7 protein-coding genes and 2 tRNA genes are annotated in these 13,584 nt (G+C 63.3%); 5 read left to right on the forward strand and 4 right to left on the reverse strand.

Translation table 11 applies throughout. From position 1 onward, the window contains the following. Positions 1-597 precede the first annotated feature (597 nt). A complete protein-coding gene (locus AC07NN_RS11115; RefSeq protein ID WP_494640653.1) occupies positions 598-3,735 on the forward strand; it encodes a TonB-dependent receptor in 3,138 nt (1,045 codons plus the stop codon). An 81-nt stretch (positions 3,736-3,816) separates the two neighbouring features. On the opposite strand, the gene AC07NN_RS11120 is transcribed toward AC07NN_RS11115, so the two are convergent. From AC07NN_RS11120 to AC07NN_RS11135, 4 genes are all read right to left on the reverse strand, one after another. Further along, the gene (locus tag AC07NN_RS11120) at positions 3,817-4,080 is read right to left on the reverse strand and encodes a hypothetical protein (protein WP_494640655.1); all 264 of its coding nucleotides are present in this window, start codon (positions 4,078-4,080) and stop codon (positions 3,817-3,819) included. 79 nt (positions 4,081-4,159) lie between these two features. Further along, complete coding sequence (locus tag AC07NN_RS11125; protein WP_494640657.1) at positions 4,160-5,626, reverse strand: tetratricopeptide repeat-containing sulfotransferase family protein; 1,467 nt, start codon at positions 5,624-5,626, stop codon at positions 4,160-4,162. Positions 5,627-5,702: 76 nt separating this feature from the next. Then, positions 5,703-7,487 carry a signal peptide peptidase SppA gene (sppA, locus tag AC07NN_RS11130; protein WP_494640659.1) on the reverse strand — a complete coding sequence of 595 codons (1,785 nt, stop codon included), beginning with the start codon at positions 7,485-7,487 and terminating at the stop codon, positions 5,703-5,705. A 174-nt stretch (positions 7,488-7,661) separates the two neighbouring features. Beyond that, a tRNA-Pro gene (locus AC07NN_RS11135) sits at positions 7,662-7,738 on the reverse strand. Positions 7,739-7,903: 165 nt separating this feature from the next. On the opposite strand from AC07NN_RS11135, the gene AC07NN_RS11140 reads away from it, so the two are divergent. The 4 genes from AC07NN_RS11140 (at position 7,904) to AC07NN_RS11155 (ending at position 13,252) form a co-directional block, all read left to right on the forward strand. Then, a tRNA-Gln gene (locus AC07NN_RS11140) sits at positions 7,904-7,977 on the forward strand. A gap of 95 nt (positions 7,978-8,072) precedes the next feature. Then, on the forward strand, positions 8,073-9,830 hold the full coding sequence (locus AC07NN_RS11145) for a DUF6538 domain-containing protein (RefSeq protein ID WP_494640661.1): 1,758 nt from the start codon (positions 8,073-8,075) through the stop codon (positions 9,828-9,830). A 379-nt stretch (positions 9,831-10,209) separates the two neighbouring features. After that, positions 10,210-11,907 carry a hypothetical protein gene (locus AC07NN_RS11150; protein ID WP_494640663.1) on the forward strand — a complete coding sequence of 566 codons (1,698 nt, stop codon included), beginning with the start codon at positions 10,210-10,212 and terminating at the stop codon, positions 11,905-11,907. A gap of 61 nt (positions 11,908-11,968) precedes the next feature. Further along, a complete protein-coding gene (locus AC07NN_RS11155; RefSeq protein ID WP_494640665.1) occupies positions 11,969-13,252 on the forward strand; it encodes a hypothetical protein in 1,284 nt (427 codons plus the stop codon). Positions 13,253-13,584: the final 332 nt, after the last annotated feature.

The following is a 13,584-nucleotide window of genomic DNA, read 5'->3' on the forward strand; positions in this document are numbered from 1 at the left end:
GAAACTAAAAATCTCGCGGCGCGCTCCGCCGCCGCGGCATCTTCGCGATCAGGCGGCGCCTAGGCAATGGTCACCGGTGTCTAGGACGGTGGCGCAGGAATGGGCGCTGTTGGCGAAAACGTGCTGTGATTGTCCGGAAGATTAAAAAAGTTTTATCCACAAATCGGGTTCAGGGGAATGAAACCTCGGGTGTCAACCGGATGGCGGAAGATCGTCACGAAAATTTCTTCGAGACATGAATTTCAAAAACCATGTTCTTCGTGGTCGAAATAACTCCGCCAAAACAACAGGGTGGTTAAGTTTTGCCCCTGTTGTGCGGGTTACGAGTATCCCGATGGAGCAATGATCTTTCGAAAAGGGGCCGCCCTGTGGCGATTTTGCGACAGGGTCTGGGGATGTCGATTACAAATTTGCAATGACAATTGACCCTTGGCTGCGGCGGCTCCTAACGTCCCGGCAACCGGGGAAATGTTTCCGGGACACCAGTGATCTCACGGCGCTGTTTGGCGGTTTTCCGCTCCAAGTCGGATAAAGTTTCTAGAGGGGTTCTTGTCCGACTTGCCGCCCCGCGCCGTGTTCAGAGGGGATTTGAAGAACATGACTTCCAGCAAAGGCAGCGCCCGCGCGCGCCTCATGACGACGACGCTGCTTGCCGGCCTCGCCGCGATCGCGACGCCCGTGACGATCGGCGTTGTCGCTACGGCGATCCCGACCCTGGCCAGCGCGCAGGACTACACGAGCGGCACCCTGGCCGGTACGGTCGTCAACAGCAGCGGCGCTCCGATCGCCGGCGCTCAGGTGACGGTGAAGTCGACGGCTCAAGGCTTCACCCGCGAAATGACGACCGACAACAACGGTCAGTTCCGCGTGCCGCTGATCCCGCAAGGCGCTTACGCCGTGTCGATCAACAAGGCCGGCTACAAGCCGACCAGCGACGGCGCCCTGGGCGTTCGCGCCGGTGGTGAAAGCAACTACAGCTTCACCCTGACCGCCGCCGACGAAACCGTTTCGGAAGTCGTGATCACCGCGACCGCCAACCCGCAGCTCGACTTCTCGCAGACCACGACGGGTCTGGCGATCGACGTCGAAGACCTGCAGAAGCAAGTGCCGGTCGGCCGCAACATCACCGCCCTGACGCTGCTCGCGCCGGGTACGGTCGAAGGCTCCTCGACCAACTTCCGCGGCCAGACCTCGATCAGCGGCGCCTCGGTCGCTGAAAACGCGTTCTACCTGAACGGCCTGAACATCACGAACTTCGATAACTACATCGGCGGTTCGCGCGTCCCGTTCGAGTTCTACAAGTCGATCGAAGTGAAGACCGGCGGCTACTCGGCCGAATATGGTCGCGCCACGGGCGGCATCATCAACGCCGTGTCGAAGTCGGGTTCGAACGACTTCACCTTCGGCATCCACGGTAACTGGTCGCCGTCCTCGCTGGAAAACGCCCAGAAGGACACCTACCAGGTCCGCGGCAAGCTGCGTGAGAACAACAACAAGGACCTGGTGCTCGAGGCCGGCGGCCCGATCATCAAGGACCGCCTGTTCTTCTACGGCCTGGCTCAGCTGAACGACAACGAATCGCGCAACGCCTCGATCGCCGCCGGTTCGTACAACGTCGACCGCATGAGCGACCCGTTCTACGGCGTGAAGCTGGACGGTTACATCACCGACCGTCAGCACCTGGAATTCACGCTGATCGACACCCAGCGCATCACCAAGCGTGAGAGCTTCAACTACACCTTCGCCAACAACACCGACACGATCGGCACGGCCCTGCCGGGCACGCGCTTCGAAGACGGCGCCACCAGCTACGTCGCGAAGTACACCGGCACGTTCACCGACTGGCTGACCCTGTCGGCCGCCTACGGCCTGAACAAGGACCGCGCCGCGACCAAGTCGTCGCTGTTCGGCTCGCCGCGCGTGCAGTCGTCGATCGCCGCCGGCCCGACGAACTCGACGGCCACCCGTCGCGTCAGCTTCCAGAACACCGCCGTCCAAGACGCGCCACGCAACACGACGCGCGAATTCTACCGCGTCGACGCCGACGTCTACTTCAGCCTGCTGGGCGACCACCACATCCGTGGCGGCTACGACCGTGAAAACCTGACGCTGATCCACCAGACCCAGCGCAACGGCGGCGGCGAGTACGTCTATCGCGAAGGTTCGGCCACCGACCCGCGCGGCGTGCCGGCCGGCCGTTACTACCTCGACGTCCGTACGTTCGTCGGCGGTGGTTCGTACGCCTCGCGCAACCAGGCGATCTACGTGCAAGACTCGTGGGACGTCCTGCCGACCCTGACCCTGAACCTGGGCGTTCGTCGCGACCAGTTCCAGAACCGCGGCATCGACATCGCCGGCAACAAGGGTCCGGTCTTCGTCGAGTTCAACAAGGAAATCGCGGCTCGTATCGGCTTCACCTGGGATCCGGGTAACGACGGCACGAACAAGATCTTCGGTAACTACGGCCGCTACTACCTGCCGGTCGCGTCGAACACGGCGTTCCGCCAGGCCTCGGCCATCCTCGACGAAACCTCGTACTTCCTGCTGCCGGCCGGCTTCCAGGTCTACGTCCCGGGCACCACGACGGTGAACACCGCCTTCGTGAACCCGGTCTCGGGCCTGCCGCTGAACGGCCTGGGCACCCAGATCACTGGCTTCGCCAACGCAGGCATCTGTCTGCCGGGCGGCGTCGGCACGGCGGGCGTCCGCGGTTGTACGGTTCGTAACAACGGCACGATCCAGCCCTTCGAAGCCAACGTTTCGAAGAACCTGAAGTCGACCGCCGACGACGAATACATCCTCGGCTACGAGCACCGCTTCGACTCGCTGTGGAAGGCCGGCGTCACGCTGACCTACCGCAAGTCGCTGCGCGCCGCCGACGACGTGTCGGTCGACTACGCCGTCCTGGCGTACTGCAAGGCCAACAACATCGCCCACTGCGATGACACCTTCAGCGGCTTCCACCAGTACACGATCATCAACCCGGGCCTGGCCCAGACGATCACGCTGTCGGACCCGCTGCCGGGTGAGACGACGGTTCGCACCATCAACTTCACCGCTGACCAGCTGAAGTACCCGAAGGTCGACCGCCAATACATCGCCCTGCAGTTCCAGTTCGACCGCGCTTTCGACGGCAAGTGGTCGCTGAACGGCTCGTACACCCTCTCGGAATCGAAGGGTAACTACGAAGGCTACGTGAAGACCGACTACGCTGGCGGTCAGACCGACGCCGGCATCACGGCCGACTTCGACACCCCCGGCCTGACCGAGGGCGCCTACGGCCTGCTCCCGAACCACCGGGCCCACGTGTTCAAGGCCTTCGGTTCGTACCAAGTGTTCGACAGCTTCCTGGTCGGCGCCAACGCGCTGGTCACGTCGGGCCGCAAGTACGGCTGCATGGGCTTCAACCCGAACGACCCGATCCTGAACAACGCCTACGGCGCCCTGTCGCACTACTGCAACGGCCAGATCACGCCGCGCGGCTCGGTGTTCAGCGATCCGTGGACCTACCGCCTCGACCTGTCGGCCCGCTACACGGTTCCGTCGTTCGGCTTCCTGCCGGAAAACGGCCTGACCCTGCGCGCCGACGTGTTCAACGTCTTCAACACCCGCAAGACGGTGGAAACCAACGAGTTCGGTCAACTCGACAGCGGTGCGATCAACCAAGACTACCGCAAGTCGCTGTCCTACATGCCGCCGCGTTCGGTGCGTCTGGGCTTCGACCTGGTCTTCTAATTCGAAGATCCGATCGCCTAAAAGGAAGGGCGGGCCGCAAGGCCCGCCCTTTTTCTTTGCTGGCCTAGCAGCCCAGAATGGCTACGGCCAGGGGTGGTAAGGATCGGGATCGTACTCGCAGAGCCTGCTCTCGACGACGATCCAATAAGGGGAGGTGTGGCCGATCACGACTGGCTCGCCAGCGCAGTAGCTCGCGAATTCGCCCACCTCCTCCGTGTATGTCGCGTCGCTGTAGTAGATGACGTATCGCTCGTAGTGGGGCTGGGCGGACGCTAAGGTCGGCACCGTAGCCATGACGATCGCGGCCGAGATCGCGGCCATCTTCACCTGCTTGAGAATGCTCATGGAGACCTCCTTGAAGAGCGTCTCAAGGCTAACTCGTCACGGTCAAGCCTATCAACTAAAACGAGTATTTTTGCATAAGCTACCGTTGATGCCCGTACGCCTCGAAGAACGGGGCCAGGTGCGTCTCGTAACGCTTCCACTGGCCGATCGCCCGCGTGCTGATCGGCTGGCGCACCTGGCTGGAGCTGGACGTGGTGACGGCGCGCTGGGTCAGGTGGAAGTCGCTCAGGTCCTCCTGCGCCGGCAGGCCGCAATGGGCCAGCATCCGGGCGATCCAGGTCTTGGGATCGGCGACCAGGTCCTCGTAGGGCACGGTCAGGATCGCGTCGGGGAACAGGGCCGTCCAGTGCGCGTGCAGGCGGTCTTCCTGGGCCATGTGGTGGCCGATGTCTTCCAGCGACCAGGTCCAGTCCAGCCCGCCCGTGAAATGGCTTCGGAAGGCCGACAGCGCCACGTCGCCGGGCTCGCGGCGCAGCCACACGAAGCGGGCGTTGGGCAGGATGTGGCGGATCAGGCCCACGAAACGCGTGTGGTTCAGGGTCTTGTCCACCACCCGGCCGGTCGGGCCGAAGCGCTCCTCGAGCAGGTGCAGATAGGCCTCGCCGAAACGGGTCCAGACATCGGCCGCGTCGGGGCGGAACGCCATGCGGGTGACGTCGGACGGGGCGTAGCCGCCAAGATCCATGGTGGCCGTGCGGAACAGGTTCAGCTCGGCGCCGTCGACGACGTCGGCATGGCTGGCCAGGATCTGCTCGACCAGGGTCGTGCCCGAGCGCGGCAGGCCCAGCACGAAGATCGGCCGATCGCTGTCGATCCCGCTGGCGGGCAGCTTGGCCAGGGATTCGGCCGTGAAGCCCGAGATGATCTCGTCCACGAAGCGGCGCGAGGGGTTGGGATCGTAGGGGCGCTGGGCGCGGACCTGGCGCGCGCCGCGCGCATACGTCTCGAACGCCCGATCGATGTCGCCGAGGTCGTTATAGGCCTTGCCCAGGGCGTAGAGCAGGGCGCTGGGCGCGCGCTCGCCGAGCTCGGCGGCCAGGGCCTCCATCGCCGCGATGTCCGGGTCTCCGGCCGCGAAGCTCTTCAGGTCGGCGATGGTCAGCCAGGCGACCGCCGCCAGTTCGGGGAACGGGGCCTGGGCGATGGCGGCGCGCAGGTGTTCCTGGGCCGCCTCGGCCTGGCCCAGCTGAGCGTGACAGGTGCCGAGCAGGTGATGCAGGCGGGCGTCGGGCTTGGCGGCGTTGGGCAGGAAGGCTTCGGTCGCCTTGATGGCTCCGGCCACGTGGCCCAGCTGGGCCAGCATAGCGCCATAGGCCAGGCGACGCTCGATGTCGTAGGGCGCGCCGGCCACGTAGCGGCGCATCGCGGCGCGGGCGGCCGAGGCCTCGCCCAGGGTGGCGGCCAGTTGCGCCACCTGGCCCCAGAGATCGCCCAGCGGCGCGTCCTCGGCGGCCAGCTTGACGACGATGGCGGCGGCCCGGGCGCGGTCGCGCGCCTCGAGGCGGCGCACGGCCTGGCTCAACTGGTCGGCGGCGCTGGCGGTCATGGCGAAGAACTCGGATGTCGAAATGAATCGACGGCCGCCGCGCGGGCGCGGCGGCCGTCAGGAGTCGTCAGTCTAGCTAGTGGACGGGGGTGTCCGCCAGCACCGAGGCGCCGCCAGGAGCCGAGCGCAGGCGGGCCTTGGCCATCTCGTCCAGGATCGCCTGCGAGCGCGGATCGCCCAGCACCCAGGCGGCGGCCGCCAGGGTGCGGGCCGAGGTCTCCGAAACGCCCAGCAGCTTCTCGAAGGCCTCGAACGGCGACTTGCCGCCGTCCATGCGCTTGAGGCGAACATCGCCGTCCAGCTTGGCCAGCGCCTTGGCCTTGTCGACGGCGTCGTAGAAGCCGCCCAGCTGATCGACGAGGCCCAGGTCCTTGGCCTGCTCGCCGGTCCAGACTCGGCCCTTGGCGATCTCGCGCACGCGCTCGGGCGGCAGCTTGCGGCCCTCGGCCACGCGGGTGACGAAGCCGGCATAGATGCGATCCATCCAGCCGGCGAACTTGGCGCGTTGCTCGGGGGTGAAGCCGTCGGAACCGAAGGCCTGCGAATAGTCGCCGCCGACATGGACGCCCTTGGTGTCGACGCCGAAGCGGGCCAGGGCGTCGCCCAGGGCGAACTTGCCGCCATAGACGCCGATCGAGCCGGTCAGGGTCGAGGGCTGGGCGACGATCGAATTGGCCTGGCTGGAGATCCAGTAGCCGCCCGAGGCCGCATAGGTCCCCATGCTGACCACCACCGGCTTGCCGGCCGCCTTGGCCGCCTTCACGGAGGCCAGGATCTGCTCCGAGGCCGTGTCCGAACCGCCGGGCGAGGAGACGCGGAAGACGATCGCCTTGACGTCCTTGTCGTCGATGGCGGCCTTGAAGGATTGGGCCACCTCGTCGGAATAGACATTGCTGTCGCCGCCGAACGGGCCGCCGCCGCCGCCCGCGCCGGTGACGATCGCGCCCTCGGCGCCGATCACGGCGATGGCCGGGCCGGTCTTGACCGACGGCGTCTTGGAACGGCTGGCATAATCGTCGAAGTCGACCAGCTTGGCGCCCTTGCCGGCCTTCTCCAGGGCGAAGGCCTGGATGTCGCTGACCTGGCCGACCTTGTCGATCAGGCCGTTGGCCTGGGCTTCCTGGGCGCTGTAGGGGCCGGCTTCCAGCACCTTGGTCAGGGCGGCCGGATCGCGCTTGCGATCGACAGCGGCGCTGGTCAGGGCCGTCTTGTAGACCGAGCCCATCCAAGACAGCGCCGATTCCCGGTGGGCCGGGGTGTAGTCGCTGTAGAGATAGGGGTTCACGGCGTTCTTGTATTCATAGCGCTGCTCGTACTCGGCCTTGACGCCGTACTTGTCGAAGAAGCGCTTGAAGAACATCGACTCCGACGAGATGCCGACCGCCTGGAAGCTCGAGTCCGGCTGCATCCAGAACTCGCTGGTCGCCGCGCCCAGCATATAGGTCGAGGTGACCATGCCGGAGGGATAGAGACCCTGGCTGTGGGCGTAGATCGGCTTCTTGCCGACCTCGCGGAAGTGCTTGAAGGCCAGGCGCAGCTCGTCGGCCGCGGCCGGGGCGACGCCGCCCTCGGGCAGGCGCACCAGCACGCTCTCGACCTTGTCGTCCTTCTCGGCGCGACGCAGCGTGTCGATGATCGACATCACCGAGTCTCCCGAACCGCCGCCCAGGGCCGCGAAGGGGTTCTTGGGATCCTGGTCGGAGAGGCCGCCGCGCAGGTCCAGCTGCAGGACGCTATGGACCGGCACCGGCGCGGGGCGCGTGGCCCCGGCGGCCATCACGATCAGCAGGAAGGGCACTCCGACCACGAACAACAAGAGGCCGACGAAGACGCCGGCGACGGTCAGGAAGAACTGCTTCATCGGAGGTCCTGCAAACGAAAGCGCCGACAACCTAGCCGGTGTTCGGGTTGCGACCAAATGAAGAGGGCGCAACGAATCCGCAAGCTCTGCGCCCATAGGCAAAGCGCCGCTTTCGCGGCGCCTAAGCTTATGTCTTTTTGGAAGTTTTCCCGCCTCTGGTTGGCGGGGAGAAAATGGTCGGAGTGGCAGGATTTGAACCTGCGACCCCTGCGTCCCGAACGCAGTGCTCTACCAGACTGAGCCACACTCCGACTTGGAGGCCGGCCTTATAGGTGGCGGTTTCGGGGGGCGCAAGCGCCTTTTTCGACGTTCGTGCGACAGCCCGAAAAAAGTTCTGAAATGGGATGTTGCATCCATCCGAGTCGTGAGCTATCTCCACCGCCTCGCCGAGCCCTGACGGGTTTCGCCGTTCCTGCTGGGGAATGGTGTAATGGTAACACTGCGGTTTTTGGTACCGTCATTCTAGGTTCGAGTCCTAGTTCCCCAGCCATCTCCTCCTTAACCTGTTGTAGACGTTGAAACCCTTACAGCATAAGGGTTTCCGGAGCTGTATCTGCTACGGACGCCTGCTACGGAATGCGGTTCATGCAGAACGTCTGCACGCGCGGTAAGGGCCGCACATTCTACGTCAAGAAGGACATCCCTTCCGACGTTCGCCAGGCGTTTGGCGGCAAGGCGCAGGTCTGGCGATCCCTCGGCACCGCTAGTAAAGCCGAGGCTCTCCCCAAAGCGGCCGCCATCTTGGCCGAACTTGACGCACGGATCGCCGCAGCGCGTGCTCCGGTTGCAGTTTCGCCGTCGTCCGGCATGGACGTGCCGAAGGTCCCCAACATGTCGCCGGATAGGCCTGCTGTGCGGCGTGAGCAATTGCTTGATGCCATCGAGGCATGGCGAAACGCGACGATCGATGGTGCGCAGGACGCCTTCTTCAACGGCGTAGCCAACACCTTCGAGGATTTTGGCCTGGAGGACTTGGCGCATTCAGAACGCCTCTATCGCCTTCAACAGCGCAAATGGTCCGAAATTGAAGAATTTGATCAGCGCTTGGTTGAAGCTCTGGGCGCGCGCGGCATCGCAATCTCCGTCGATCATCCAGCGATTGCCCATATCCGCAGCGCGTTTGGCGCGGCATGGCATGATGTCGAGACCTTCACGCGGCAATTCCGGCGTGGCGAGTTCGACGGCTGGCCCGAGGATGCGGATGACGCCCCTCAGATTGCTCTACGGGCCCCTGGAGCCGTTACCGCGCCCCTCAGTCCTCCTGCAGAGGTGTTGACCCTCAGCGAACTTGTCGGGCGCTACATTGTCTCCAAGCGCCCACCCAATCCGACGGCGGTGCGGAGTTATGTACGCCGCTTGAGCGAAGCGCTCGATACGCCCCATGTGCATCAGGTGACGTCGGTGCAGATGGACGACTTCGCGGTAGAGCTGCGACGCTTTCCGATTATCAAGCGACCCGCACTCGACAAGCTGTCGTTCCGAAAGGTGCTGGAATGGCAGGTACGGAATCCAAGCGCCCGCTTGTTGTCTAAGAAGACGCAGTGGAAGTGGTTTCTCGTCTACAAGAAGCTGTTCGACTACGCCGTCAGTGTTGGCGTTGTCACCGTGAATCCAGTCACGCCTGTCATGCCTAAGGCTAAGGGCGAGGAGGAGGAGCGGCTGGCGTATGACGTCGAAGACATCGCCCTGATTTTCTCGCGGCCGCTATTCCACGGTTGCGCTCGGACGCACAACAGCACCGGTCAGCTTTGGGGATATCGCGATGAACCGGGCGGCGTGTTGTTGAAGGATGCCTATTACTGGCTTCCGATCCTCGGTCTATGGACGGGTTGCCGCCTTGAGGAACTGGCTGCCGCCAAAGCTGCCGACGTGAAGCAGGATGCCGAGGGGACGTGGTTCCTCGATCTTACGGGCCGCAAGCTCAAGAACCGGCAATCGCAGCGAGCTGTGCCGATCCACAAGGCGTTGATCGAAATAGGTTTCGTGAAACACGCGGTGACTGTGCAGCAGCGCGGTGAAATCCATTTGTTTCCCGAGCTGCCTCACGATCCGGCGCAGATTTTATCGTCGTCCCGAACCTTCACCAAGTGGTGGGGCATGTGGTGCGAACGTAATGGCGGGGAGCGGAGCGGCATTAACGACCCGAACAAGACCTTCCATTCATTCCGGCACTCGTTCAAGCGAGCCTGCCGGGATGCAGGATTGGGCGAGGAAATTCACGATCTCCTGACCGGGCATAAGGGGATGTCCGTGGGGCGCGGCTATGGCCAGGGCGCTGGGCTCAAGGTGTTAGCGGAGGCGATGGGGCGGGTTTCGTATCCGAGCTTCCCGGCGCTGCCCTGATCCTTCGTATGAGCACATAATTGCTTCTCCTCGGAAGATGGATGCGTGGATAGAAGCCAATATGCTGAACACGTTGAGCGCTATCCGAAATAGTGGTGAACACAGGGATGCCGTCTTGGCTTGGGAATTTTCAAGATATACATGGTTAAGATAAAAATAATCTTGCCTTCGAGTTTTTTCTCCGATATATGCGGAAATGTTCGTCGAGGCAGGTTTCGGCGGCGTTTCCTGGGCTGGTTGCCCCGCTCTGCGTAAAGGGTTCGATCCCCTTTCAGGTCACCAACGAACTATCCCGGCGAGGTGTTCTCGTCGCTCCGAGCTAGGCCTTGCAGTGGGCTATGTCGTGGGATTGCCCCAGGTTCGTTGGGGATAAGCTGCAATGACCACCATTATTACTGACGCCCAACGGGCTGCTATTGCGGCCGACTTCGACACAAAGGCCGGAGAAATCCGCATTCTCAGCATTGCGGACGTCACCGCTCACGCCGCCTTCGCTGCGACCAAGACCGATTTCGAAGATAAGAAGCACCGTGACGCCTGGAAAATGACGTCTGGCATCGTGGGACTCTTCCGCGAATTTGGCGATCCGGACAACTTTGGCGCGATCGATGCGGTGTTTGAAAGGCACGGCCTCCTCGGGCCTCGCGCCGGTCAGCGCCCCATCGCTTCATTCTGCACCTTGGCCACGGGCTATCCGGGCGAGAAGATGGTTGAAAGCGCCCGTGGCGGCGGCAAGCTGGTCCGCGAGTGGATCAAGAACCGCAACGGCGAAAAGCTGGTCGATCCATCCGCTGAAATCGTCGTTCGCCTGGATAACGGCGAGGCCATCCCAGACGTAGTCGAGTTCATCAAGAACTACGAAGATCCGGTCACTGGTCGGAAGCACCTCGTTGGTCTGACTGACGCATGGAAGCGCCGCCAATTGGGTGATGAGCCCGAAGCGATGACCTCCAGCGATGAGGTCGCAACCGGCATTATTCACACCGTGGCGAGCGCCGAAACGCTCGCGACCATTGACGTCAAAGATCTTCCGTCCGGCTTGGCTCTGAACTGTGTCTCGGAAGTCCTGGCCATCATCGGTGACGACGGCATGGTGCGTTTCCAGCTTTCACCCCGTCAGAACCTCGCAGCTGTTAGCGCCGGGCTGGGCAAGCCTGATGGCTCCAAGGCCGCGCTGCCGATCAAACAGGCGATGGAGCTATTCGCATCATCGGCACTGCTGATGCCGGTCGGCTGGTCCGACCTGCCTCAGAATGAAGGCGACGACCCGTCGGTGCCTGGGACGAAGAAGTTGCCGACGACGCGTCAGCATTTCCTCCTCGACGGCGAATGGACCTCCGCGCTCGCCCGCGACGCAAATCCCGCGCTCTTGCTGATGGCCAAGCCTATTGGGCCCGGCCTTCCGCTCCCTGGCGGTTCGTTCTTCGTGAACGCCGCGCAGCGTGGGCGATTGGAAGAACAGATCATGCCGCTCGACCGGCGCGAATTGTGGGACCGGGTCAGCCAGGACATCTCGGCAACAGGCGTGACCTCCCTGGTTTTCCGCGCGCGTGAAAACACTCGCGTCAAGGACATGAACTTGAGTCTCCAGGTCGTGTCCGAGTTCGGTCAGGGGCGCCGCGAAATGTGGATGTGGCTTCTGGACGAAAAGGTGTTCAAACCGACCGCCTCGTTTGCGGTTCCGGCGGATGCACTGCCGGAACTGGCCAAATCCTTCGTGACAAAGAACGCGGCCAAGGGGACGGGCAGGCACGCGGACGTGGTCGTCACGCGCGACAGCCTGTCGCTTTCGGTGGGCACGGCAACGGCTTTCACCATCGCGGGCGAAGGCTCGGCGGCGGCCAAACTGGTGGTGCTGGCGCGATCTCTGGTGGATACGCTTCGGGTCGTGCTGGCCATGAAGCCCGAGGGGCTGACCTTCCACATCGACCAGGGCGGCGCGTTGGAGATCAACTTCGCGACCGATGCCAACGCATACCGTGTGTTCCTGCCCAAGGCCGTCAAGGCCGACAAGGTCTGGGTCGCCAACCACAGCGGCCGGTTTCGCCGCGTGACGCGCGACGACTTCACCGTCTGACCGGCCGAGACCCTTCCCCGAAATGGTGGGGAAGGGTCACCCATTTCTCGGAAATTCGATCATGATCAACCAACCTCTCGGGCTGGATCGCGCTCAATATGCGCCTGCCCTTCAACATGGCTTCCTAGAAGTCGTGGGAAAGCCGGCCTCCCGCGCCATGCCGCATGGCCTTGAGCCGTCCGAGCTTAATCCCCTCGACCCCCGCGCTCTCGTCTATACGCCCTACGTCTTGGTCAGTGGCGGTCAGTATCTTGGCCGCAGCAATACACCCGCTTGGTTCAAGGGTCGTCCTCACGGCTACTCGACCGTCATCGGTGATAGCGGTGGCTTCCAGTTCATCACCAAGCCGTTCAGCGGCGAGGCCAGCTGTCGCGACAGCCTGGAATGGCTGGAGGCCCATGCCGATATCGGGATCACCCTCGATATTCCGACCCGTGCTATTGGGCCTTACGTCAAAGGCCGCACGACAGGCCAGTTCCTGACTTTCGCGGACGCACTGTCGACATCGCTGGCCAATAACCGGTTTTTCGCCGCCAACCGGGGAGGATCGGTCTCCTATCTCACCGCCCTGCAGGGGCGCGACCGCAAAGAGATCAAAGCTTGGTATGATGCGGTCAGGAATGAGCCTTTTGAGGGTTGGGCGTTCGGCGGTGCGACACGTCAGCTGGCCAACCTTGTCGAGGTCATCTGCTGGCTCCTGCGCGACGGCAAGTTGAACGACCGGCAAAGCCACATCCACGTTCTCGGCACTTCCACCGCCAAAGTCGCGGTGTTGCTGACGGCGGTGCAGAGCGCCTTGCGGACGCGATCGGGCTTGTCCGAACTGCGGATCACGTTCGACACCGCTACGCCATCGCATCTGATGTCGTATAATAAGGTCGCTGGCCCCCTCAGAGCGTCACCACAGGGTCTTGTGGTGTCGTCGCATGTCGCGCCCTGCAATGGCGTTCATATTGGCTCTACGAAGCCCTTTCCCTTCGCTGAGAGCGCCATCGGCAAACGCATCGTGGTAGGCGATCTATGCGTTCCGGGGAGCTATTCAGCCGGAACGGCCTGGGACAGCCTTTCCGGTGCGATGATGGTCAACCATTCCATCGACCGGATGCTGACCGCCTTCGAGCAGGCCAACAGGCTCGCCCAATTAGATCCCGGCAATGTTGCGCTGATCGGCAAGGGTGGGATTAGAGCGGACTATATGCCCGCCAGCCTATCGGCCGATTTGACGACCGTGACGCTCATTCTCTCGGCCATCGATCCTTTGGCCGAATTTGCCAGACGGGGAGGTCATCTGACCGGCTGGACGGTCGGTGCGGACGAGGTCGAGTTCGACGAAGCCGACCATTGAAATTCTCGGCACGATATCGACTGAGCCCCCTGGTCCTGCCAGGGGGCTTTTCGGGTGCCGGGGTCCGGCTGATCATTCTCATCGTGAACCTTTCCGCAGGGGCTCGTATAGGGTCATGTTGGCCTAGCCGCTGCGTTGTGTCGTTCTCAGCCCTTATGCCCCTGTGTGAGCCCTTGGAGGGGCAAGGCGGGTGAGCCTGCCGCAGGTGAGCCCGCGCCCGGTCCGACCGCAGCGCCGTTATTTCTCGACTGGCGTCGCAGACCTCTGGCTGTCCGCAGGACGGAGCGAAGCGACCCGCTGGAGCGGCAGCGACGGCCGAAGGCATCCAGCGG

The sequence above is a fragment of the Caulobacter sp. GW821-FHT09H08 genome, from assembly GCF_059415885.1.

Coding starts and splice junctions, on each gene's coding strand:
- AC07NN_RS11115 (WP_494640653.1), top strand. CDS start 598: ATGACTTCCAGCAAAGGCAGCGCCCGCGCGCGCCTCATGACGACGACG.
- AC07NN_RS11120 (WP_494640655.1), bottom strand. CDS start 4,080: ATGAGCATTCTCAAGCAGGTGAAGATGGCCGCGATCTCGGCCGCGATC.
- AC07NN_RS11125 (WP_494640657.1), bottom strand. CDS start 5,626: ATGACCGCCAGCGCCGCCGACCAGTTGAGCCAGGCCGTGCGCCGCCTC.
- sppA (WP_494640659.1), bottom strand. CDS start 7,487: ATGAAGCAGTTCTTCCTGACCGTCGCCGGCGTCTTCGTCGGCCTCTTG.
- AC07NN_RS11145 (WP_494640661.1), top strand. CDS start 8,073: ATGCAGAACGTCTGCACGCGCGGTAAGGGCCGCACATTCTACGTCAAG.
- AC07NN_RS11150 (WP_494640663.1), top strand. CDS start 10,210: ATGACCACCATTATTACTGACGCCCAACGGGCTGCTATTGCGGCCGAC.
- AC07NN_RS11155 (WP_494640665.1), top strand. CDS start 11,969: ATGATCAACCAACCTCTCGGGCTGGATCGCGCTCAATATGCGCCTGCC.